This is a genomic window from Euzebyella marina (assembly GCF_014855515.1).
Lineage (GTDB): Bacteria > Bacteroidota > Bacteroidia > Flavobacteriales > Flavobacteriaceae > Euzebyella > Euzebyella marina.
This window is the reverse complement of record NZ_JACYFK010000001.1, coordinates 1,645,028-1,669,226: the sequence shown is the minus strand read 5'-3', so window position 1 is coordinate 1,669,226 and position 24,199 is coordinate 1,645,028. Positions and strand designations below refer to the sequence as shown.

At 39.3% G+C, this 24,199-nt stretch carries 15 protein-coding genes; 5 read left to right on the top strand and 10 right to left on the bottom strand.

Annotated elements, in window-relative coordinates; all coding sequences use genetic code 11:
• Positions 1 to 72: 72 nt before the first annotated feature.
• From IL356_RS06745 to mvaD, 3 genes are all read right to left on the bottom strand, one after another.
• Entirely contained in the window at positions 73 to 978 is a 906-nt protein-coding gene (locus IL356_RS06745) for a geranylgeranylglycerol-phosphate geranylgeranyltransferase (protein WP_121850202.1), read from the bottom strand.
• A gap of 52 nt (positions 979 to 1,030) precedes the next feature.
• A complete protein-coding gene (locus IL356_RS06740) occupies positions 1,031 to 1,969 on the bottom strand; it encodes a mevalonate kinase family protein (protein ID WP_121850203.1) in 939 nt (312 codons plus the stop codon).
• A gap of 228 nt (positions 1,970 to 2,197) precedes the next feature.
• On the bottom strand, positions 2,198 to 3,283 hold the full coding sequence (mvaD, locus tag IL356_RS06735; protein ID WP_121850204.1) for a diphosphomevalonate decarboxylase: 1,086 nt from the start codon (positions 3,281 to 3,283) through the stop codon (positions 2,198 to 2,200).
• Positions 3,284 to 3,372: 89 nt separating this feature from the next.
• On the opposite strand from mvaD, the gene IL356_RS06730 reads away from it, so the two are divergent.
• Positions 3,373 to 3,846: a TspO/MBR family protein gene (locus tag IL356_RS06730; RefSeq protein ID WP_121850205.1), complete on the top strand. Its 474-nt coding sequence runs from the start codon at positions 3,373 to 3,375 to the stop codon at positions 3,844 to 3,846.
• Positions 3,847 to 3,858: 12 nt separating this feature from the next.
• On the opposite strand, the gene IL356_RS06725 is transcribed toward IL356_RS06730, so the two are convergent.
• From IL356_RS06725 to IL356_RS06695, 7 genes are all read right to left on the bottom strand, one after another.
• On the bottom strand, positions 3,859 to 4,398 hold the full coding sequence (locus IL356_RS06725) for a DUF1697 domain-containing protein (protein ID WP_121850206.1): 540 nt from the start codon (positions 4,396 to 4,398) through the stop codon (positions 3,859 to 3,861).
• A complete protein-coding gene (locus tag IL356_RS06720) occupies positions 4,395 to 5,666 on the bottom strand; it encodes a BaiN/RdsA family NAD(P)/FAD-dependent oxidoreductase (protein ID WP_121850207.1) in 1,272 nt (423 codons plus the stop codon). The genes IL356_RS06725 and IL356_RS06720 overlap by 4 nt, the downstream gene beginning before the upstream one ends.
• The gene (locus tag IL356_RS06715; RefSeq protein WP_225621407.1) at positions 5,666 to 6,418 is read right to left on the bottom strand and encodes a glycerophosphodiester phosphodiesterase; all 753 of its coding nucleotides are present in this window, start codon (positions 6,416 to 6,418) and stop codon (positions 5,666 to 5,668) included. The genes IL356_RS06720 and IL356_RS06715 overlap by 1 nt, the downstream gene beginning before the upstream one ends.
• Positions 6,418 to 8,199, bottom strand: coding sequence for an alpha-amylase family glycosyl hydrolase (locus tag IL356_RS06710; RefSeq protein ID WP_121850208.1), 1,782 nt, complete (start codon positions 8,197 to 8,199; stop codon positions 6,418 to 6,420). The genes IL356_RS06715 and IL356_RS06710 overlap by 1 nt, the downstream gene beginning before the upstream one ends.
• Positions 8,200 to 8,235: 36 nt before the next feature.
• Positions 8,236 to 10,545: a glycoside hydrolase family 65 protein gene (locus IL356_RS06705; protein WP_121850209.1), complete on the bottom strand. Its 2,310-nt coding sequence runs from the start codon at positions 10,543 to 10,545 to the stop codon at positions 8,236 to 8,238.
• 105 nt (positions 10,546 to 10,650) lie between these two features.
• A complete protein-coding gene (gene pgmB / locus IL356_RS06700) occupies positions 10,651 to 11,304 on the bottom strand; it encodes a beta-phosphoglucomutase (RefSeq protein ID WP_121850210.1) in 654 nt (217 codons plus the stop codon).
• Positions 11,305 to 11,334: 30 nt separating this feature from the next.
• Complete coding sequence (locus IL356_RS06695) at positions 11,335 to 12,363, bottom strand: LacI family DNA-binding transcriptional regulator (RefSeq protein ID WP_121850211.1); 1,029 nt, start codon at positions 12,361 to 12,363, stop codon at positions 11,335 to 11,337.
• A gap of 344 nt (positions 12,364 to 12,707) precedes the next feature.
• Here IL356_RS06695 and IL356_RS06690 point away from each other — a divergent pair, with 344 nt between their 5' ends.
• From IL356_RS06690 to IL356_RS06675, 4 genes are all read left to right on the top strand, one after another.
• Positions 12,708 to 15,770, top strand: coding sequence for a SusC/RagA family TonB-linked outer membrane protein (locus tag IL356_RS06690; RefSeq protein ID WP_121850212.1), 3,063 nt, complete (start codon positions 12,708 to 12,710; stop codon positions 15,768 to 15,770).
• An 11-nt stretch (positions 15,771 to 15,781) separates the two neighbouring features.
• Positions 15,782 to 17,374: a RagB/SusD family nutrient uptake outer membrane protein gene (locus IL356_RS06685; RefSeq protein WP_121850213.1), complete on the top strand. Its 1,593-nt coding sequence runs from the start codon at positions 15,782 to 15,784 to the stop codon at positions 17,372 to 17,374.
• Positions 17,375 to 17,569: 195 nt separating this feature from the next.
• Positions 17,570 to 20,923, top strand: a complete 3,354-nt coding sequence (locus tag IL356_RS06680; protein ID WP_121850214.1) for a VCBS repeat-containing protein — start codon at positions 17,570 to 17,572, stop codon at positions 20,921 to 20,923.
• Positions 20,920 to 24,186: a VCBS repeat-containing protein gene (locus IL356_RS06675; RefSeq protein WP_121850215.1), complete on the top strand. Its 3,267-nt coding sequence runs from the start codon at positions 20,920 to 20,922 to the stop codon at positions 24,184 to 24,186. The genes IL356_RS06680 and IL356_RS06675 overlap by 4 nt, the downstream gene beginning before the upstream one ends.
• Positions 24,187 to 24,199 lie beyond the last annotated feature (13 nt).

The window sequence follows — 24,199 nt, the reverse complement described above, 5'->3', positions numbered from 1 at the left end:
TGCAAAGGTAATCTTAATCTTCAAACTCCAATAAAACATGTCTTTGAACTACCTGATGCAGTAGAATAAGGCCTAAAAAATTCTATTGAGAACAAGATTAACATCAATCAAAAGTATGCTGAACACCCCCGCGACGATGATGAACTTGATGATATTATGAAGGCCGACATAATGAAGTTTGGTTTGCGCCTTCCATAGCATGGCAATCAATAGTATCAGCAATACGATACATCCTAAAAAATAAAAATGCATGTACCCTACATTGAAATATTCGGTCAACAAAAAAGCGGGAATCAATGCCAAAAGAATAAGAGAACTTATACCTATTTTAGAAAACCTTTGCCCGTACAAAATGGGCACGGTTTTGTAGTTCTGGGCCATATCACCAGCGATATTCTCCAAATCCTTGATCATTTCACGAGCCAAAATCAGTACAAAGAGAAACATGGCGTGAACAAAAATGACGGCATCAAAATTTTTGTAGTAAACAAAAACTGCAAAAAAGGGCGTTATGGCCAGAGTAGACGATACGAAATTACCGATAAAGGGCAATCGTTTCAGCTTGTGCGAATAAAACCAAATGCCAAAAATATAGGCCGAAAAAAACAAAACCGCCTTAAAGGATACATAGCTTGCCGCAAAAGTGGCTAAAAAGTTAAGAACAAAATAAGTAGTTAGCTTAAACTGTTGCCCTACCAAGCGGTCGAGCATACTTTTTCTTGGCTTGTTTATAAGGTCTTTCTCGGCATCGTAAAAATTGTTAATTATATACCCGCTGGCAATGACCAATGCAGAAGAAAGTACTATCAAAAAAAGGTTCAAATCGAATACTACCTCCCTTAACGGCAAATCGGGTGCCAAAATATAGATAGAGGCCAAGTATTGGGCAAAAGCGATGACCAGTACATTATAGCCGCGCACCACCGAGAACAAACTCAACAACTTTAAAAGCAAGAGCTTATTTCTTCTGCTAAGCATGTAGAATTAAATTTTAGCGATAATTACGCTCAGAAATTTAGGGCTATTTTTCTTAGAAATTGTAAACTACCTCGAGATTGTAGTCTTGAAGCGATTTCTTGGCTTTTTCAATATCTTGGGTAAAGCCTAAGATATAACCACCTCCACCGGAACCACAAAGTTTTAGGTAATACTCGTTGGTTTCGATACCATGCTTCCAAAGTTCGTGAAACTTAGCGGGTATCATTGGCTTGAAGTTATCTAAAACTACATGGGAAAGTTGCTTGAGATTACCGAAAAGCGATTTAACGTCACCCTTCACGAAATCTTCAACACAGGCATCGGTGTGTTTGATGAACTGGTTTTTTAGCATACTTCGAAAACCTTCTTGTTTCATCTTCTCCATAAAAATCTGAACCATAGGGGCGGTCTCACCGGTAGAACCACTATCGAGTAAAAAAACAGCTCCTTTTCCATCTAGATTTTGGGCAGGAATACTTGTTGATTCAATATTATCTTGTGAATTAATAAGAATAGGAAGACTTAAATAACTGTTCAAAGGGTCTAAACCGGAAGATTTTCCGTGAAAGAAAGATTCCATTTTACCAAAAATGGCCTTTAGCTTCAACAATTTTTCCCTCGTAAGATTTTCAAGCACTGTTATTTTATCAGTGGCATACTTATCGTATATGGCCGCTACCAATGCACCACTACTTCCGACGCCATAACCTTGAGGTATAGAACTATCGAAATACATGCCTGAGGCAACATCTTCTTTCAAGGAATCAAAATCAAAAGACACAAGATCAGGACTATTCTTATGTACCATTTCTAGGTAGCCGATGAATTCGCGAAGACTTCTATTTGATTTCTGAGCGGCCTCCGATGCATTTTCATCCATCTTTAAAGCGCCTTTGAAAAAATTATAAGGAATTGACAAGCCCTTAGAATCTTTAATGATTCCGTACTCTCCGAAGAGAAGAATTTTAGAATAAAATAATGGTCCTTTCATGGTATGGTCTAAAGGAATGATGCAAAAATACTAAATAAACTGTTCATTGTTCTGTTTCAAGGCCTTAACCTCATCTTTTGAGATAGAATTAATTGTAAATGAGCGCTTTTAGAGGTGAACGAGATACTCGCAAAACCTCAACGGAACAATTTATTCATTGGTATATACGAGACTTTAATTTTTTCGGATTTTAAAACCTATCTATTCTCGCCATTCGCCATTTGCACACTAAATATATTTCGCTGCGCCTTCGCCAACATGGTCATTTATGTATTGACCGTTCTGACAATATTTCGAGAGCTCATCAGCAATAAAAGTTTTCACCTCTACACTCTCAGAATCAGGATATAAAAGGTGAACATTCGCCCCTGCGTCTAAGGTAAAACAGATATTTAATCCGGTAGCCTTTCGAAATTTCCATATACTTTCAATGATGCGCAGTGTATTCGGCTTCATTAAAATATAATAAGGTTGCCCGGTCATCATAACGGCATGCAGAGTCAAGGCTTCACTTTCAACAAGCTCAACAAACCGCTTTAAATCTCCAGTTTGCAATATTTCCTTTAAAGAATTGAGATTGGCGTGCGCTTGTTTGAAGCGATTTTCGGCAAAGGGATGACCCTCCATTAAAGAATGCCCCGCGGTACTACTAACCGTTTTCTCGCCTTTATCGACCAACAAGATGGTGTCTCTGTATTTACGAAAAATATCGTGGATTTGGTAAGGGTAGGAAATGCCCACCAAATCATCACTCCCAATAATATTCTTGTGCTCCCCCCATTCGACCAACGGTCCCTCAATACTTCTACAAGCGCTTCCTGAACCTAACCTAGCCAAGAAAGAGGCCTTTTTCTTTAAAAAATCGCTCGTCATCGTTTGATCAATAGCGCTTTCAAAATCTACAATACATAACGCCAAGGCCGACATGCCACTGGCCGAAGATGCAATACCACTGCTATGAGGAAACGAGTTGGAGCTTTCAATAACCAAATGATATTCCTTTAGAAAAGGAACATATTTCTCAATACGACCAAAAAAGGTTTCGATTTTCGGTTTGAAATCTTCTTTGGGGGCTCCCTCGAACAAGAACTCGAACGACCAGTGGGCAACCTGCTCATCCAGCTTTTTAAAAGTAACCGAGGTTGTAGTCGCACAATTACTCAGGGTAAAACTTATGGAGGGGTTTGCCGGAATCTGATTTGGTTTTTTACCCCAGTATTTTACCAATGCGATATTACTGGGTGAACGCCACCCTACCTTCGCCTCTTTTGGGTAGTCGGTATAGGATGACGGAATAAATTCTACCTCTGACATTTTTGTCGATTTTGTGCAAAGATACTTTTTAGCCGGCAGCCACAAAGCCAATAAATAAATTGTTAACTTAGATTTGAAAACCACCCGAATTGAAAAGCAAAATACTTCATATTGCCTATGCTGTGGGCATCTGCCTTGTTATCGGGCTTTTGGGAAGTTTTGTAACCCAGACCTCGGTCAATGATTGGTACCTTACCCTCAACAAGCCTTTTTTTACCCCGCCCAATTGGTTATTTGCGCCAGTATGGACCTTGCTTTATATTTTAATGGGAATTGCCGCCGGAATAGTATGGACCAAGGGATTCTATCATTTATGGGTAAAGACCGCATTGTACCATTTTGTCTTTCAACTTCTATTGAATGCCTCATGGAGCATCGTATTCTTCGGACTAAAAGAGCTATTCTGGGCCTTGGTGGTCATTGTATGCCTGCTTATACTCTTAATTTTTACCATACGTTGGTTTAAAGTTGTAAGCAAGACAGCGGCCTGGTTGCTAATACCGTATTTCATCTGGGTCTGCTATGCCACACTTCTTACTTACAAAATTTGGGAAATGAACTAATACAGGCTCAAATTATAACTCTCCGGCCAACTCGTTCATCTTCAGCATCGTTTTGTGGTTTCGTGTCGTGGCCTCTACTTTCAGCTTTCTTTCAATGAGGTTATTATTGAGTTTAGCTTTACCATAACCAGCGTTACAGCTCAAATAAACACATTCGTTTGTGATGTGAAAATTTTCATTTTCAAAAACCTCTTGTTCAAATGCTTTCTTTAATTCTTCGGACGGAGCTTCCTTTAAAAGCACATAATAAAGCCTTGCCTTATCTTGACTATCTAGAAAAGGATTATTTTGAACAACATCTTCTATATCTGTCTTTAACTGAACCAGTACAGGAACCTCAAACCCGAACTCTGTTAGTATCGTTTTCCTTATGAGCTTTTCAATCTCTTCCTTTTCAACCTCCTGATAGGAAAAAAAGATATTTCCGCTCTGAATATAGGTGCCGACGTCAGAAAGGCCACTTTTGGAAAGAACTTCTCGCAGTTGAGCCATGGGTAATTTCTTTTGCCCACTGACATTTACACCCCGTAGAAATGCAATATACTTTTTCATTTAAACTCATTTGCTATGGCATTAGCGACCATATAACCGCCCGTCCAGGCGTTTTGAAAATTGAACCCTCCGGTGATAGCATCCACGTTAATAACCTCCCCAGCAAAATACAAACCTGAATGCACCTTGCTTTCGTAAGTCTTAAAGTCAAGCTCTTTTAAATTAACGCCGCCGGCGGTGACAAATTCTTCCTTAAAAGTACTTTTACCTTCTATCTTGAGCTCACACTCGGTAAGTTGGGCGGCCAAAGCTTCCAAATGTTCTTTTTTGATATCTGCCCATTTATCGGCAGCACTTATTCTAGCGGCTTTAGCCAGATTGACCCAAAGTCTCCTGGGCAGGTCGGTCGCTTTGGTACGGTGAACGGTCTTCTTGCCCTCTACTCTCTTAACTTCCATTAGCAAACCTAAGATACCCTCAAAATTGTATTCAGGTAGCCAATTGATTCTCACTTTAAAATGATAGGCCAGTTTATGAAGAATCTTTGCACCCCATGCCGACAACTTTAGAACCGCAGGCCCGCTCAAACCCCAATGGGTAATCAACACTGGGCCTTCTGACACTAATAAGGGCTTTCGCGCCTTCTGACTTTTCAATCGCACTGAAACTTTCGTATCGCTCAATCGATTTTCAAATACCTCAATAGTAGCCTCACTGCTAACCCCAGGTATACCACTTATTCTTTTGTCTTTACAATTGAAAGTGAACAGTGAGGGTACTGCTGGCTCTATCGAATGGCCCAACTGCTGTAGCAGTTTCCATATTTTAGGGTTGCTTCCCGTGGCGACCACCAATTTATCACATTGATAGGCATGCTTGATAGTAACTACTTGCCAACCGTTCGATACTTTTTTGATATCGGTTACGGCACTATGCTTCAACACTTTTACATTGAGCCGTTCAACTTCAGTAAGAAAACAATCTATAATTGACTGCGACGAATCGGAGACAGGAAACATTCGGCCATCTTCCTCAATTTTGAGCCTTACGCCCCTATTCTCAAAAAAGCCAACCGTGTCTCCACAGGCATAACTATGAAAAGGGCCCCTTAATTCTTTTTCGCCCCGTGGGTAGTTCTTTACAAGTTCATTAGGATCGAATTCGGCGTGCGTTACATTACATCTACCACCGCCCGAAACCTTCACTTTCGAAAGCACTTCTTTGCCTCGCTCTAAAATGGCTACTTTCAAATCGGGTCTGGCCTCCGCCAAATGAATCGCCGTGTAGAAACCGGCGGCCCCACCACCTACTACAATGACGTCATACATTAGTTTATTCTTTCAGGATAGTTCGTTATAATACCATCGACCCCGAATCTTTTCATTTTAATAATGTCTTGGGGTTCATTGACCGTCCAAGGATAAATTTTTAATCCGGCCTCTTTTAACTTCACATTATTTTCTGCGGTCAATTGTTTATAGCTGGGATTGACAGCCACTGCATTCAACTTTTTGGCTACCGGAATGGCATCAACAGGATCTTCCCCGGTCAGTACGGCAATCGCAATTTCTTTATTTACTTCCCTCATTTTCTCCAACTCATCCCATCTGAAGCTTGAAATGATAAAGTTTTGAAGCTTCCAACCATGCTGTTTAATATAGGATTCAACAATTTCATTGACCCGTTCTGATGTGTTGGCTCCTTTTAGTTCGATATTCAGGTCTACTTCAGCATCCATAACATCAAGAACCTCTTCAAGGGTAGGTATGGCGTGCCCTCCTTTCACAACCAATTTTCTTAGCTCTTCAAATGAAAAATCTTCTATGTGGCCTTTAGCATCAGTAAGCCTATCGACCGTATCATCGTGAAATACGACCACCTCGCCATTCTTTAGCTTAAAAACATCTATTTCGATCATATCGACCTTCAACGCGATGGCACTTTTAATCGACGCTAGCGTATTTTCGGTTTCGTGCCCCATTGCCCCTCTATGACCTATAATAATCGGCTTCTTTTGCCCCATACAACTTGACAGAATAAATATTGAAAGAATAGATACCAAAAATAACTTACTGCTCATTAGCTATTTAATTTAAGAATAAATGATTCTAGCGGATTTATATCAACACGAACTTTAGCGGCGCCCTGCTTTATTTTTAACTGCTTCTTTGCACCATATAGCATATCGAGCAATTCGTACTCACCATCTTGCAGCCCCCATGTTTCTATCAAGTCGGGAGGTAACGCCAATTCGAAACCGAACCAATCACTTTCGTGAAAGTTGCTAACTATAATCAAACGCTCGTCGTTCTGCCATCGGACATAAGAAAGCACATGATGGTTATAGAATTCTGTGTTGTCACGATTATAAAAGTGAATATCTTGGTAATCACCCATCAAAGCTTTACTGCGAATCGTAAAATTTAGCAGTTTACTATAAAAATCGCGTAAGTCAGCCTCCTGTTTTGACAACTGCCCGCCATCGAATTTTTTATCGTTTACCCAGCGCTGAAAATGGGGCACCCCGATATAGTCAAAAATAGAAGTTCGCGATGGGCTACCAAAACCTGCATTCTCGGCTGCGGGCTCACCCACCTCTTGTCCGAAATATATCATTAACGGAGCTGTTGTCATAGTGGCCGAAACGACCATGGCGGGTTTACCTTTTTCTGCATTTCCTGCGAACTCGGGGCTCGCTATACGCTGCTCATCGTGGTTCTCTAAAAAATGCAACAGGTGATGTTCGATATCTTGGGTGTTTCTTTTAACTACCGGAATATGATCCGACCACCCATGACCTTGCATGATATGCTTTAATGAATCGTACATTTCTACCTTGTCGTAGAGATAATCCATCTTACCCTTGTGAATATAATTTCTGTATTCATTCGGATTGTAGACTTCGGCCATTAAAAATGCATCCGACTTTTGCATTTTAATGTTCGAATTTAAATAGCTCCAGAATTCAACAGGAACCATTTCGGCCATGTCGTACCTAAAGCCATCAACACCCATGCTCAGCCAATACAGCGCAATATTCTTGAATTTAACCCAAGATGAGGGTACCGATTTATCCTTCCAAAAATCGAAATGGCCCTTATAGTCAATATGGGCGTAAGTATCGGGAAGTATATCAAAATCAACTTGTCCGTCAGGTCGAACCCCATAATTTATTTTTACCGTTTCATACCAATCATTAAAATCCGGTTGAGCTCTTCTAGATCCATTGCCCGTCCATTTGGCTGGGTTCTCTATATATTCACATTCGAAATCGGGCGATTGACCACCCAATGGCAAATACCCGTGTTGCCATTCAGGAACTTGAAATTCTTCTCCGGGTATGTAATAAAAATCATTATTGCGCTCATAGTCAACCCCAGTGTTATCGGAAGCTCCGAAAGGAGTATCTCCCTGTGGAGTCGATTGACCCTCATAATTTCTTGCCACATGATTGGGTACAATATCGATTATCACCTTTAAGTTGGCATTATGCGTTCTTTTGACCAATTGTTTGAACTCTTCTAAGCGCTGTGTAGGGTCATCGGCCAAATCAGGATTTACATTATAATAATCTTTAACCGCATAAGGTGATCCAGCACGCCCCTTAACTATTTCAGGGCAATCATTCGATATACCATACCCTGAATAATCATTGATAAGAGCATGGTGAGGGACCCCTGTATACCAGATATAGGTCGCCCCTAAATCGGATATTTGTTTTAAGGCCTGATCGGTGAAATCAGAAAATTTACCGACTCCATTCTCATCTATAGTACCCCAAGGTTTGTTATTGGTATTGGTATTGCCGAATAGACGTGTAAAAACTTGATAAACTACCTGCTTACCTTTTAAATTATTCATTTTCAATATGCTCAAATTTATAGCCCATCGGTAAGCTTAGGATGCTTTCGTTGGTACACCGGGTCGTAAATCAATTTCGGCATCATTATAAAGAATGGTCAAGGTATCATTACCCCTTAATTCAAATTCGGCGCCTTGTTTTCTTACCGAAACCTTAATGATATTGTTTCTAAAGTTAACCTTAAAAGAATAAGAAGACCACTGTTCCGGAATTTTTGGTTCAAAAGACAGTTGGTCGTTCTTGACACGCATACCCCCGAAACCTTCAACAATACTCATCCAAGTGCCGGCCATTGAGGTAATATGTAGCCCCTCTTCAACCTCTTTATTGTAATCGTCTAAATCGAGTCGGGAAGTTCTCAAATAAAATTTATAGGCCTGTTCCATTCTATCTAGCTTAGCCGCTTGAATACTATGTACACAGGGCGACAGAGAAGATTCATGAACGGTAAATGGCTCATAAAAATCAAAATGCTTTTGCAGCTCTTCGACACTAAAATGATCTTCAAAAAAATAAAATCCTTGAAGAACATCGGCCTGTTTGATATAGGGCGACCTAAGAATTCGATCCCAGCTCCACTTTTGGTTGATAGGTCTTTGGGCCGAAGGCAATTCGCTTACCGTTATCAATTGTTTATCTAGAAAGCCATCTTGCTGTAAGAACACTCCATTTTCTTCGGAATAAGGAAAGTACATATTCTTCGCTACCTTCTTCCATTGACTAACCTCACCATCAGTCAATTGGGTCTTTCCAACCACTCTCTTATAATCGTCTTTAAAACTATCTTGAACCTTTTCTAATTGAGCCACAGCAAAATCGATGCACCATTGTGCCAAATAATTGGTGTACCAATTATTGTTGACATTGTTCTCGTATTCGTTAGGACCTGTAACTCCTAAAATGACGTACTTGTTCTTCTGTTTGGAGAAATTGGCCCTTTGATACCAAAAACGGGCTATTCCTATAAGAACTTCCAGACCCATTTCCGGGATATAGGAGTAATCACCTGTAAACCTATAATAGTTGTAAATGGCAAATGCTATAGCCCCATTACGATGTATCTCCTCAAAAGTTATTTCCCACTCATTGTGACACTCTTCGCCATTCATGGTCACCATCGGGTATAAAGCGGCACCATTGCTAAAACCTAATTTTTGAGCGTTCTCAATAGCCTTTTCTAAATGATTATAGCGGTATTTTAAAAGATTTCGAGCCACCTTTTGGTTTTTGGTAGCCATGTAAAAGGGTATACAATAGGCTTCGGTATCCCAATAAGTACTTCCGCCATATTTCTCTCCGGTAAAGCCTTTCGGACCTATATTTAATCGCGAATCACGACCCAAGTAAGTTTGGTTAAGCTGAAATATATTAAATCTGATACCCTGTTGTGCCTTAACATCTCCTTCTATTGCAATGTCGCTCATCTCCCAGATATCTGCCCAAGATTGTTTTTGCTTTTTAAGGAGTTCATCAAAGCCCAGTTCAGAAGCTTTTGACAAAGTTTCTTGGGCTACTTTTACCAAATCTTTCCCGGGATGATTTCTATCTACAATGTAACCGCCAAATTTGTGAAGAGCAATGGTTTGCCCCTCTTTCAACACCTGAGAATACGAATGACCAACCCTCAATTCTCCTTTATCAATAGAAGGTTCTAGCTCCACCGTCTCCCCGTCAACAAAGAATGAAGCCTGCATAAAAGTGCAGGTTTTGAAATTGGTCTTCATGGTATGGGCCTCTATAAAAGCCTGATGATTCTCTGACTTGACCGACGTAGTTTCCCAAAACTTATCGTCCCAATTAGAATCTTCATTGGTAATACCGCTATCAATATAGGGCTCCATTTCAATTTCTAAATCAGTACCGAGAGCTGTTACGGTATATTCGATAGCCCCTACCTCATCAATATTCAAACTCAAAAACCGAAGAACATCGACCTTAATATGTGCGTCATTAGGCAAAACCGCTTTAAAGGACCTTTTATAAAGGCCTTCTTTCATATTGAGCTCCCTTTTAAAATCACTTACGTTTTTGCAGGTATTCAAGTCAAATACCTCACCATTAACCTTTATACCGACACCTATCCAATTAGGTGCGTTCAAAACCTTCGCAAAATATTCGGGATATCCATTCTTCCACCAACCTACACGGGTTTTATCAGGATAGTAGACTCCTGCAATGTAGCTACCTTGAAAGGTTTCACCAGTATAGGTCTCTTCAAAATTGGCTCTCTGCCCCATGGCACCATTGCCAAGACTAAAGATACTTTCAGAAGATTTAACCAAATCTTTATCGAACCCCTCTTCAATAATCGACCAAGAGTCCGGCTTTATATAATTTTGATTCATAAGATTTCAATTTTGATTGACGGGGCAGTCAAATTATTTGAGCACCAGATATTCTGAACCCAAACTACCTCGTAGGAAAAGCCAACTTCGTAAATTTCAGCATTATTACGAAATTAATCGATCTAAAAAATTGATATCTATTTCGGTGAAGTCATTAAAATTATAGTCTGCCTCAGAGAGAATTTTTTTATCGCCTATGCCAATACTGACCATTTCAGCATTATTGGCTGCCTCTATACCAGCGAGCGCATCTTCGAAAACGGCACAATCTTCGGGTGATACTCCCAAATTGCTGGCTCCTATCAAAAAAACCTCGGGATTTGGCTTTGCTTTGGTTACGCTGTTACCGTCAACCAAAGAATCAAAATAAGGCAGCAAAGAGACTTTCTCCAAAATTGCCTTTGCATTTTTACTGGCAGATCCTAATGCCAGAGGTATACCCTTAGATTTCAGATAAGAAAGAACTTTTGGAACATCTGGAAGTATTTCTGAGCTATCCATCTTTTCTATATAAGCCAGATAATCTTCGTTTTTTTCGATTAACCATCTCTCAAATTGCTCCGTGCTTGCGGTGAAATTTCCAATATCCAATAAGATTTCTAAACACCTTCTTCGACTTACGCCTTTAAAAAGTTCATTTTGCTCAAGGGTAAACTCAAAACCTAACTGATTAGCCAAATTTTTCCATGCCAAATAATGGTATTTGGCCGTGTCGACGATTACCCCGTCAAGATCAAAAATAAAAGCTTTGACACCCATAAGATTAGTCAGGTTAATAGTAAATCAAACTTAATTGATAGTAGATTCCCTATCAAGAATAGTAGCCTGTACAATTTCGGTACGATAGGTGTCTTCTATACTTCCTTCAGCTTCACTCTCTACCCTATCAATTAACATTTTGGCGGCAATCTCTCCCATTTTCACCCCGTGTTGGGCAACAACTGTCAGGGTAGGATTCGAGTATCTCGAAAGAAGTCCGTCTGTAAAACCGATAAATGATATATCCTCCGGAATCTTCATTCCTCTCTTTTTCGCAACAGAAATGCATTGTATAGCAAAAATTTCGTTGACGCTCAATATGGCATCTACTTTTGCTCGATCATAAAAATCTTCAATCATGCTTTCCTGAATATCATTATAAGGAAGAACCAATACCAAATCATTATCTACTTCCATACCATATTCATTTAGGGCCTGTCTATAGCCATCGGCTCGTTTTTCGCTTACATTGAAATAGCTTTCAGTAGTAGCTAAGGCAATACGCTTACGGCCTTCCTTCAATAATTTCTTGGTGGCCTCATAAGCAATTTCTTGGTCATTAAGTATAACCTTGTCGCACTCAAGCTCATCGGTAACCCTATCGAACAACACCAATGGTGTACCTTGGTCTACAACTTGTTTCAAATGGGTGATATCGTTCTTTTGCTGAGTCTCAGCCGAAAGTGACATAATAAAACCATCGATACTACCATTATTGAGCATCTCCATATTGATGACCTCTTTATCAAATGACTCATCGGAAACACAAATAATTACATTATAACCCTGCTCATTGGCATATTTTTCTATACCTCGGAAAACGGTCGTAAAAAAATGATGCACGATATCGGGAATAACTACTCCAATATTTTTTGTGCGCTTGTTTTTTAAGCTTACCGCTATATTATTTGGTTTGTAGTTGTAAAGCTTTGCAAAAGCTTGAACCTTCTCTTTCGTATCGTCACTTATCTCATCGCTATTCTTCAGAGCTTTAGAAACTGTAGAAATGGAAACCTCCAATTCACGCGCTATATGTTTTAAAGTAATCTTTTGTTTCATTCCCAAGGATTATTTCAAGCAAATTAATGTTAAAACTTTTAAATGTGCGAAAACGTTTTCTTTTTAACAAAATTTCGATTTCCATCAAATTCTAGTGAAAGTGTGAAATCGCTTCTAAAAACTGTTATCTTTGTTAAAGAATGCCAATTCTTCAATGAACACTCATTTTAAATAAGACTTAACCAGAATGTCTGCGATTTATTGGTCTTAAGGTAAATTTGAAAAAGTTATTAACACGAAACCGTTTTCGATACCTCATTTTATTCAAAGACCTTTCATTAACTAACTTTTTACATATTTTTAACCTTTGAATATAAACAAAACTCAACTTAAAACATTTCTTTATGAGAATCACTTTTTTAAGAAACTTGCTAATGCTTGGGGCTTTTTTATGCTTAGGCTTTATGCAAGCGCAAGAAGTTTCTGGTACCGTTTCCGATGCCAGTGGCCCCTTACCTGGAGCCAGTGTTATCGTGAAAGGAACCACTAACGGTTCGCAAACCGACTTTGATGGAAATTACAGTCTATCAGATGTACCAAGTGACGGAACACTCGTTATCAGCTATATTGGTTACGCCACCCAAGAAGTAGCAGTCAATGGCCAAACTACAATAGACATTACGCTTCAAGAAGATGCTCAAGCTTTGGAAGAGGTTGTTATTATTGGTTATGGCTCAACTACGGTTAAAGATGCTACTGGTTCAGTTGCCTCGGTAACCTCAGAAGATTTCAACAAAGGTGTCATCTCTTCGCCAGAACAATTGATTCAAGGTAAGACAGCCGGTGTACAGATTTCTCAATCGAGTGGAGAGCCAGGTGCCGGTATATCTTTGAGAATTAGAGGTACTGGTTCTGTTCGAGGTAACAACAGTCCTTTATTTGTGATAGATGGAGTGCCTGTATCGAATGAGAATGTTTCTGCTTCAGGTGCTGATGTAGGGGTTGGAACCAGCGGATCTAAAAACCCGTTGAATTTCTTAAACCCAAATGATATTGAGAGCATGAGTATCTTAAAAGATGCATCGGCGACTGCCATTTATGGTTCTAGGGGGGCCAACGGTGTTGTTGTTATCACTACTAAATCAGGAAAAGGCGGGTCTCAGGGCCAATGGAATTTCTCCACCAACCTGAATGTTGCGGAGACAGCCAATAGATATGATCTATTAACTACAGAAGAGTTCATCGATGCAGGTGGTGCCAATTTAGGTGGATCTACCGACTGGCAAGATTATATCTTTAGAACTTCTGCCTCTATTGATAATAATTTGGCTTATTCAAAAAATTATGGCACTGGAAATGTTCGAGCGACTTTCGGCTATTCCAAACAATTTGGTGTCATAGAAGACACTGACTTAGAGCGTATAACTGGAAGAATCAACGTAAATCAAAGATTTTTTAAAGATAAGCTTAGAGTAGGCTTTCAAGGAACGATATCCAGAATCAATGACAATGTACCTTTTGTTAGTAGAACTTCTGGTAGCACAGGTGATTTATTAGCCGCAGCTTATTACTCAAACCCGACCTTGGCCGCGAATCCTAACGCTAGCGCTAGTCCTGATAGAAACCCCGCCAACTTGCTGGCTTATTACGAAGATTTGACCAATACTAACAGGTATCTTGGAAACATTTCTTTTGACTACTCTTTTACCGACGAACTTTCAGCAAAACTGAATCTAGGTATTGACAAATCTGATTCTTACAGAGGTCAGGTTGCCGGACCTCAAATTTTGGCATTGGAAAATGGCGCCATGAACAATGGTAGAGCCGCAGTCAGTAACTTAGATACCCAGAATAAATTACTAGAACTTACTGTTAACTACAAGAAGCAGTTTGAAAATTCTAACCTAGATGCCCTTGTAGGTTATTCATTCCAAGATTTTAACAGAAATGGTCAGAACATTGTTGGTCAAGGTTATGGCAGTAGCGATTTAAATAGAATTCTAAGAACAACTTCTCAGGCATACGACGATACTAAATACTTCGCAACAGATTACCAAGGGTATGGAATCGGAACTTTTGCAGATGTGCCCGAAGATGGAGCGTTATTTAGAATCTTGAACTTGTTCCCAACTCCGAATGTCACTACCCGAGGCGTACCGGGCATACCGGTTGATGCTTTAGCCGTAGACACTTTTGACTATACTGATGAATTACAGTCATTCTTTGGAAGAATTAATTATTCCATTTTTGATAAATATTTGATTACTGCCACTTTCAGAGCTGATGGTTCTTCTAAGTTCGGTGAAAACAATAAATACGGTCTATTTCCATCAGCAGCTTTTGCATGGAAATTGAATCAAGAAGATTTTATAAACGAAGAGACTTTTTCTACACTAAAACTTAGGGTAAGTTGGGGTATTACAGGTAACCAAGATGGTTTAGGTCACGGTAGCTATCTTAACAGAACCAGATGGAGCCAACTTGGCATTAACGCTGGGTCTCAAGTTAATGCACCGGCCACCTCCGAGATTGCATTTGCTAACCCTGATTTGAAATGGGAAGAAACAACCCAATATGCTTTTGGTATCGATTTTGGTTTCGGGGCTGACCGATTTACCGGTAATATCGATTTGTATAGAAAGGAAACTCGAGACATTCTCTTGAATTTACCAGCAGTACAACCCGCGACTTCGCCTTTCGTGTTCCAAAATGTTGACGGAATCATACTTAACCAAGGAATTGAACTTGGGTTAGATTATGATATTGTTCAAGGTGAAGATTTCAACTGGAATGCAAGTTTCAATGTGGCATATAACCAAAATAAACTTACTGATTATGCCGGGCCAGATATTCAAGCTGGAAATCTTTACGGACAAGGTCTAACAGGAACAGTTTCTCAAATATTGACAAACGACAAACCTCTTTTCACTTATTATTTGAGAGAAGTTGACGAAAATTATAATGTCGCAACAGACCCGACCATACAAGATGAATCCGGTCTGCCAAAGGTTACATCTGGTCTATCTACCGGTGCTTCATATAAAAACTGGGACGCTTCTTTATTTTTCAGTGGTCAATTTGGCTTCTATGTATACAACAATACGGCCAACGCTCTTTTCGCATCACCTCAAATCGGTAGTAGAAACAACTTGAAAAGTGTTATTGACGAAGGCATTACATTGTCTGCAACGAACCCAAGCACTTACTTCCTAGAGAAAGGTGATTTCGTAAGGTTGCAAAGCGCCTCTGTTTCTTATAACGTTCCCTTGGAAGAAGATGGTCTATTTAAAACAATGCGTTTAAGCTTAAACGGACAAAACTTGTTTTTAATTACCGATTACAGTGGTCTTGATCCTGAGGTAAGCACAACCAATATTCCTTCCAACGGACTACCATCTGCCTCTATAGATTATTTGGCGTACCCTCGACCAAGAACTTATAGCCTAGGCATTAATGTTACTTTTTAAAAAAATTGATCATGAAAAAAATATCTAAATATTTAAGTTTATCAGTCTTGGTCTCCGTAGCATTCTCATGTAGCGATCTGGAGATTGAGCCGACAGATTCATTGATTACCGATGGTTTTGCAGGTGTAGCAAACATTGAAGGCGAAGTAAACAATCTCGCCAACATTGTTGCCGGAGGGCAGTTAGGAAATCAAGAAGGCCTTTTCGCGCTAAACGAAGTATCAACTGACGAATATATTGTACCGACCAGAGGTACCGACTGGGGAGATAATGGACGATGGCTATCTATACACAGACAGACTTGGAACCAAGAGCTTTCAGATATTGTAGTTCCATGGCAACAGCTCAATAGCGTCACCATTAATGCAACTAGAATCATCAATGACAAAAGTACTGTTACAGCTAATGGAGACATCGCAGTACAAAAAGCGCAAGCAAGATTTTACAGGGCATGGGCAATGCATTGGATACTTGACATGTGGAGACAGGTACCATATAGAGACGTAGATCTTCCGAATAGCTCAATCCCGAGCGTACTTACAGGACAGGTCGCTCTTGATAGCATAACAGCCGATTTGACAGCAGCTTTACAAGATTTACCTGAAGTTAATGCAGGCGACCCTATCGGAATGAAATCGTTACCAACTAAAGCCTCCGCTAATCTTTTATTGGCTAAAGTATATTTAAACAAACATGTATATCTTGACGGTTCGCCCCAAGATGCAGATATGCAGATGGTAATAGATGCCGTTGACAATATTTCAGATGAGGGTTACACTTTAGCTGCTTCAGGCGATTTCTTTGATATCTTCAGACCTAGCAACGATGTTGAAACCATATGGTGGACTCAGGCCGATGCAGGATCTAGAATTTGGCACACCTTACATTACAATCAGAATTTTCCCGGTTCAAATGATGGTGGAGGATGGAACGGGTTCACCACTTTGGCAGAATTTTATGACCTATTCGAAGGCCCAGCGGACACCAACTACCCTGGTGACGGTCAGGAAGAACGACGAGGGGTTGTTCACGACCCAAGCACTGCCAACGCAGACAACCTAGGTATAGGTCTCGGCTTCTTGATAGGTCAACAATACGAACAAGATGGTACTCCTCTGAATGCCCGTGACAATGTAGGCGGAATTCCTTTGGTATTTACCAGAGAGACCGAAAAGCCAGAATATACAGCTCCTGGCGATAATGATGCTTTAGAAACCTCAGGTATTAGAATGTTAAAATACCACCCGAATGAAGAAGGAGGGGACAGAAGAACGCACGTTGTTAAATACAGGTATGCCGATGCTTACTTAATGAAGGCTGAAGCTATGTTTAGAATGGGCGAAGACGTTACGGCAATGATTAACGAATTAAGAACTATAAGAGGTGCCAGTCAACTTTCGTCAGTTGGAGAAGCTGATTTGTTAGCCGAAAGAGGTAGAGAACTTTATCAAGAATCTGTTAGAAGACAAGATTTGATCAGGTTCGGACAGTACCTGCGTGCTTGGAACCTTAAAGAGGCCGGCGATGCTCATTTAGAGATATTTCCAATACCCAACTCTGATATTTTAGCTAATCCTAATCTTGTTCAGAATCCAGGTTATTAATATCTCATTTTAAAGCTTTAATAAGGTCGCACATGTGCGACCTTATTTTTTTAGTCAACACTCTACACAAAGCTATTTTTAACAGACCGTAAGGCTTTAAGCCAAGGATTATTTACCATAGTTTGGCTATCTTGCGCGGTATTCATTTATGAATAACAACTCATTTAAAAGTCTCTCAATTTGAACGCAAAAAACATGTATTTCACAAAATACTTTTTACAGTTTTTGCTCATTTCATTTCTCATAATATCTTGCAAAACTGATTCTAAAGATTCCATCGAAAAAAAGGAGTCATCAAGCCTAAAATTATTTTCATTATTAAGTTCAGAGGAAACAGGAATAGAATTTTCTAATGATATTGAGAATCAACGCAATTTCAACATTTTCAAATACAGAAATTTCTATAACGGTGGAGGAGTCGCCATTGGAGACATCAACAATGATGGCCTACCTGACATTTATATGACCGCCAATATGGGCCCAAATAAACTTTTTCTCAACAAAGGTGATTTTCAATTTGAAGACATCTCGGAAAAAGCCGGAATTACGGGAAATAAACCTTGGTCAACGGGGGTGGTAATGGCCGATATTAATGCCGATGGCCTTTTAGATATTTATGTGAGTAATGCCGGTAATATGGAAGGGAATAACCATGACAATGACCTTTATATAAATAATGGTGACCTTACCTTTTCAGAGAAGGCAGAAGAATATAACTTGGCCAAGACAGGCTTTTCTACGCACGCGTCATTCTTCGACTACGATAAAGATGGTGACCTTGACGCGTACATTCTCAACAACAGTAACATTCCGGTAACTAGCCTCGGTTATGCCGAACAAAGAGATGTTCGCGCCCAAGACTGGGAAGGAGTTCCTGAGATATTCAGGGGTGTAGGAGATATGTTGCTTAGAAACGATAATGGTAAATTCGTCGATGTGAGCGAAGAAGCTGGTATTTATGGTAGCTTAATCGGTTTCGGTCTTGGGGTGATGGTCAGTGATATAAACGGCGACCTCTACCCCGATATTTATATTTCCAATGATTTTTATGAACGTGATTACCTATATATAAATCAGAAAGACGGCACTTTTAAAGAAGAAATAAAAGACTGGACCTCTCATCTTTCCCTATCAGCAATGGGTATTGATATGGCCGATATTAATAATGATGGTAACGCAGATATATACATTACCGACATGTTGCCGGAACACGACCAAAGAACAAAATCTGTTATGGAGTTTGAGGGTTATAACGTATTTAACCTAAAACAGAGTAAAGATTTTTACCAACAATATATTCAAAACACCCTTCAGCTTAACAATGGCAATGGCACTTTCTCAGAAATTGCCTACCATAGTGGTGTGGCAAAAACAGACTGGAGTTGGGCAGGCTTGATTTTTGATATGGACAATGATGGTTTAAGGGACATTTTTGTGACCAACGGAATCAATCACGACCTCACTGATTTAGATTTTGTTGACTTTTTTGCCAATGAAATAATTCAAAAAATGGCGTTGACGGGTAAAAAAGAGTCTATCGATACCATCATCAACAAAATGCCTGTTTCTCCCCTACCCAATTACGCATTCAAAAATAAAGGCAATATAACCTTTGAAAACGCCACTGTAGATTGGGGTTTTGATATTCCCAGTAAATCTAATGGTGTAGCCTATGGCGATTTAGACAACGATGGTGACTTAGATATGGTCGTTAACAATGTGAACATGCCAGCTTTTGTATATAGAAACAATTCAGAAAAATTAACGAACAATAATTATATCAAATTGAAGTTTGATGGAGAAAAGCCAAACTCTTTCGCTATTGGGGCCAGTGTAAAAATGTACTATGATAACAATATTGTTTTCCAAGAATTGATTCCCTCCAGGGGTTTTCAATCTTCAATGGATTATGTGATGACCATAGGCTTGGGTAAAACATCGGCAATAGATTCGCTACGTGTAATATGGCCCGATAATAGCACACAAAAATTATCGAACATTAAAGTAAATCAGCTGATTGAGCTTAAACAATCTAACGCCAAAGACATTTACAACCCAAAAAAGAAAACGAATACCAATACCCTGTTTACCGAGGTTCAGCAATCAAAACTTCAATCACATCAAGAAAACACCTATCAAGATTTTGATTATGAAGGCCTAATCTCAAAACTCATCTCACAAGAAGGGCCAACAATATCTGTTGCCGATATTAATGCAGATGGAAATGAAGATATATTTGTTGGTGGTGCAAAAAATCAGGCGGCATCACTATATATTCACCAAGGGAACGGTAAATTGAAGAGAACGAATCAGAATGACATCGATAAAGATTCAAATTTTGAAGATACGGCCTCGGCTTTCTTTGATGTTGACTCTGACGGAGACCTTGATTTAATGGTCGGCTCAGGTGGCAATCAAATCAATGAAGAGAACACTTACAGCCTTCGCTTATATAAAAATAATGGTGACGGAAAATTCAGTAAATCAAATGCCAACCTCCCTTCAAACTTCACGAATATTTCCGTAATAGAGCCCTACGATTTTGATCAAGATGGTGATATCGATGTATTTGTCGGGTCAAGAAGCGTGGTAGGCACTTACGGGGTCAACCCTAAGCATCTATTTTTAGAAAACCAAGGTGACGGAAACTTTGTAGATGCGACTGAAAAACTCGCATTCGACCTAAAAGATGCGGGTATGGTTACTGATGCTCGTTGGGAAGACATAGACGGTGATGGCAAAAAAGACCTGATTACAGTTGCAGATTGGGGCAGTCCTCAAATATTCAAGAATTCTGGAAGAAGGCTTGCCAAACTACCCTCTTCTCTTGATAGCTTGAAAGGATGGTGGAACACAGTTGAGACAGCAGATTTGGATAATGATGGTGATTTTGACTTAATTCTCGGAAACCAAGGCACTAATGTACCTTATTCCGCCACTCCATCAAACCCCATGAAATTATGGATAAATGACTACGACAATAACGGAACCCTAGAACAAATTGTGAGTCGTAATTATGATGGCAATGACTATCCACTACATCAACAGAAAGAGCTAACCCGCCAAATAAGCTCTCTAAAAAAGCAGAACCTTAAGGCTTCTGAATATGCAAAGAAAACGGTTTCAGAGCTTTTTCCTGAATCAGTTTTTGAAAACACCATCGTAAAAGAGGCCAATACAATGTATTCAATCATTGCCCTTAACGATGGAAAAGGTTCTTTTGAAATAAAAAATCTACCAAGTAGGGTGCAATTATCATGTGTGTGTGGCATAAGCTGTATGGATGTTAATAATGACGGAAATGTAGATTTGGTCATGGGGGGTAATAACTACGAATTTAAGCCTCAGTATTCTAGGCTTGATGCGAGTTACGGTAATGTCTTGATAAACGATGGCAACCTTAACTTCGACTGGGTAGATTTCGCCAAAAGCGGATTTTTTGTAAAGGGTGAGATTAAACATCTACTTCCTTTTAAGGACAAAAGTGGCAAAAGGTATTTAATTGCCGGAATCAACAATAGTGAACCAAAGATTTTTACATTGCAATGAAGAAATCTATTTTACTACTTTCCGTCATAATTACATCGCTATTCGGTTGTAACAGTAAAGAGGGCGAACTGTTTGTCAATCCAAATCCCGAAGAAACAGGGTTACAGTTTACCAATACCCTGACAGAGTCGAATGACCTAAATATTCTTGAATACCTTTACTTCTATAATGGGGGCGGCGTAGCGGTAGGCGATATTAATAATGATAACCTACCCGATGTTTACTTCTCCGGCAATCAAGTCAAAAACAAGCTATTTCTAAATAAAGGGAATTTAAATTTCGAAGATATTACTGAAAGTTCTGGAGCGCAAGGAAGCAGTGATTGGAACACCGGTTCAGTAATGGGCGATATTAATGGCGATGGCCTTCTTGATATTTATGTTTGCGCCGTAGTAGGTCTTCAAGGTTTGAACGGCCATAACGAACTTTACATCAATAATGGACCCTCATCTAATGGAGATATTACCTTTACCGAAAGTTCAGCCAAATATGGTCTAGACTTTGACTCTTTTAGTTCTTCCGCCGCCTTTTTAGATTTTGACCTTGACGGTGATCTAGATATCTATTTACTAAATCATGCTGTTCATACCCAAGAATCTTATGGTCATGCCGATTTGAGAGAAAAAAGAAATTTTCAAACCGGTGATAAACTACTTAGAAACGATGGCGATGTTTTTACAGATGTTAGCGAAGAGGCAGGTATTTATGGTGGTGCGAACGGCTATGGCCTTGGGGTTTCGATTTCCGATTTCAACCAAGATGGTTGGCCAGATATTTATGTAGGAAACGATTTTCATGAAGACGATTATTATTACATCAATAATGGCGATGGCACTTTTACCGAAAGTCTAAAAAAATTCTTCGGACACACCTCTAGATTCTCGATGGGCAACGATGTCACCGATATCAATAACGACGGTAGGCCCGATATACTTTCCTTGGATATGTTACCGGAGGATGAGAAGGTACTTAAATCTTCACAGGGAGATGTGCAGCCTCAAATAATGAAATTACAGACCAAAGATTTCGGTTATCATTACCAATATAGCAGAAATATGATGCACCTTAACAGAGGGGGTCATTTTTCAGAAATTGGCTTGCAATCTGGTCTGGCAGCTACCGATTGGAGCTGGAGCGCACTTTTTGCCGATTATGATCAAGATGGCCAACAAGATGTATTTATATCTACCGGTATACCAAAACGACCCAACGACCTAGACTACATCAATTTTGTCTCATCAGAACAAATTAAGTCTAAAATAAACAACACTAATTTAATGGATCGCCAAGCATTGGATTCAATGCCATCGGGGCTAACTCATAATTATGTTTTCAAAGGTGGTTCCAATCTTGATTTCACTGATAAATCGGGTATTTGGAGTAAGAAGGACACCCTAATCAGCGGGGCCACCGCAATTGGCGATTTTGATAACGACGGTGATATTGACCTAGTGGTCAATAATATAAACCAGCCTGCCACACTTTATATCAATAAGACTGACGAAAGTTCGAATCATATAAAGCTTAGGCTTACGTTTAATGATAAAAACCCTTATGGTATTGGAACAAAAGTCTACTCGTATCATAAAGGAAATCTTCAGTTCAAGGAACTTTATACGGTTCGAGGTTTTCAATCATCTTCCGAACCCTTAATTCATTTCGGGTACGGACAAGAAAAGAAAATTGATTCGTTAAAGATTGTTTGGCCTGACATGACTTTTCAAGTTTTGAAAGATATCAATGTCAATCAAACACTAGAGATTATACCTACTGAAACAAGACCCTTCCAGTATAAAAGTCTAAATAGTGAACAACCTCCTCTCTTCACCAAGCTCAGCAACAATTTAGGAATAGACTTTAATCATATCGAAGATAATTATTCCGATTTCAATCGACAGAAACTGATTCCCTATCAATTCTCAGACAGAGGGCCGGCTACAGCTATTGGCGATTTAAACTCCGACGGCAAGGAAGACATCTTCTTTGGCGGCTCTAAACACATTGCTTCTAAAATCTATATTGCTAAAGACTCCACTTATGTTGAAAGGAAGTTCAAATCAGTTGCGCAAGACTCGATAAAAGAAGATGTAAGTGCCGTAATTGCCGATTTTAACAATGATGGTTTTAATGATTTATTTATTGGTTCGGGGGGTGCCGACTTTTTTAACAAACTCAAACCTTTACTAGATTCTTATTACACAGGTAAAGACTCCGTCTTAGCTAAAAACGATTTACCTGAATATTATGAAAATGCTTCGGTTACTATTGCTCATGACGTAGACAACGACGGAGACCTTGATCTTTTTGTAGGAAATCAAATAGTCACTAACGACTTTGGTAAAAATCCTGCCTCCTATCTCTTAATAAATGAAAACGGTCAATTTACAATTAAAGCAAATTCAGATTTAAGCAACTTAGGTATGGTTACCGATGCGGTTTGGGATGATTTTACTGGTGATGGCCAAAAAGACCTTATAGTTGTCGGAGAATGGATGCAGCCTACTTTTTTTGAAAACAATAATGGAAATCTCAAAAAAGTGTCGTTGCCTTTAGAAAATAAGATAAATGGGTTATGGCAAACAATCATACCTTTTGATATTGATGATGATGGCGATACAGATTACCTTTTAGGCAACTGGGGAACTAACAGTAAATTCAAAGCCGAAGCAGGGTCGCCCATGCGTATATATTATGGTGACTTTGACAAAAACGGACAGACTGAAACGGTCACGGCAATTCAGAAAGATGGCAAATATTTTCCTCTTGAGGGACTCGACGGTCTTTCATCACAAATTGTTAGCCTTAGAAAAAAGTTCTTAAACTATTCAAGTTTTGCCGGTAAATCTATAGATGAGATTTTCGAAAAAAATGTTCTGGAACAAACTACCCTTCTAGAGGTTCAGGAATTAAGGTCTGGATATTTAGAAAATAAAGATGGCAAATTCTCTTTTGTACCATTCGCGAACGAACTTCAAACTTCTCCAATTACATCTTTCTTGAGTTATGATTTTGATGGAGATGGAAGAAAAGATGTACTTGCAGCAGGAAACTATTTTGGTGTTAAACCATATCATGGCCGATTTGATTCTTTTCCTGGTGCTTTGATAAAAAATAGTGAAACTTATGTTCTAGGAAACGAACTAGGGCTTGACTTTACTCAAAAAGCTGTAAGACATCTCAATATCATTCGCTTTAATAACGAAGATTACCTCTTGGCCACTATCAATAATGATTCGGCTCAAGTGTACAAATTAAATCGATAACAAAATTTCAAGT

Bases quoted from the DNA above. Each gene is read 5' to 3' on its own strand.
- IL356_RS06745 (WP_121850202.1), bottom strand. From the start codon at position 978: ATGCTTAGCAGAAGAAATAAGCTCTTGCTTTTAAAGTTGTTGAGTTTG.
- IL356_RS06740 (WP_121850203.1), bottom strand. From the start codon at position 1,969: ATGAAAGGACCATTATTTTATTCTAAAATTCTTCTCTTCGGAGAGTAC.
- mvaD (WP_121850204.1), bottom strand. From the start codon at position 3,283: ATGTCAGAGGTAGAATTTATTCCGTCATCCTATACCGACTACCCAAAA.
- IL356_RS06725 (WP_121850206.1), bottom strand. From the start codon at position 4,398: ATGAAAAAGTATATTGCATTTCTACGGGGTGTAAATGTCAGTGGGCAA.
- IL356_RS06720 (WP_121850207.1), bottom strand. From the start codon at position 5,666: ATGTATGACGTCATTGTAGTAGGTGGTGGGGCCGCCGGTTTCTACACG.
- IL356_RS06715 (WP_225621407.1), bottom strand. From the start codon at position 6,418: ATGAGCAGTAAGTTATTTTTGGTATCTATTCTTTCAATATTTATTCTG.
- IL356_RS06710 (WP_121850208.1), bottom strand. From the start codon at position 8,199: ATGAATAATTTAAAAGGTAAGCAGGTAGTTTATCAAGTTTTTACACGT.
- IL356_RS06705 (WP_121850209.1), bottom strand. From the start codon at position 10,545: ATGAATCAAAATTATATAAAGCCGGACTCTTGGTCGATTATTGAAGAG.
- pgmB (WP_121850210.1), bottom strand. From the start codon at position 11,304: ATGGGTGTCAAAGCTTTTATTTTTGATCTTGACGGGGTAATCGTCGAC.
- IL356_RS06695 (WP_121850211.1), bottom strand. From the start codon at position 12,363: ATGAAACAAAAGATTACTTTAAAACATATAGCGCGTGAATTGGAGGTT.
- IL356_RS06690 (WP_121850212.1), top strand. From the start codon at position 12,708: ATGAGAATCACTTTTTTAAGAAACTTGCTAATGCTTGGGGCTTTTTTA.
- IL356_RS06685 (WP_121850213.1), top strand. From the start codon at position 15,782: ATGAAAAAAATATCTAAATATTTAAGTTTATCAGTCTTGGTCTCCGTA.
- IL356_RS06680 (WP_121850214.1), top strand. From the start codon at position 17,570: ATGTATTTCACAAAATACTTTTTACAGTTTTTGCTCATTTCATTTCTC.
- IL356_RS06675 (WP_121850215.1), top strand. From the start codon at position 20,920: ATGAAGAAATCTATTTTACTACTTTCCGTCATAATTACATCGCTATTC.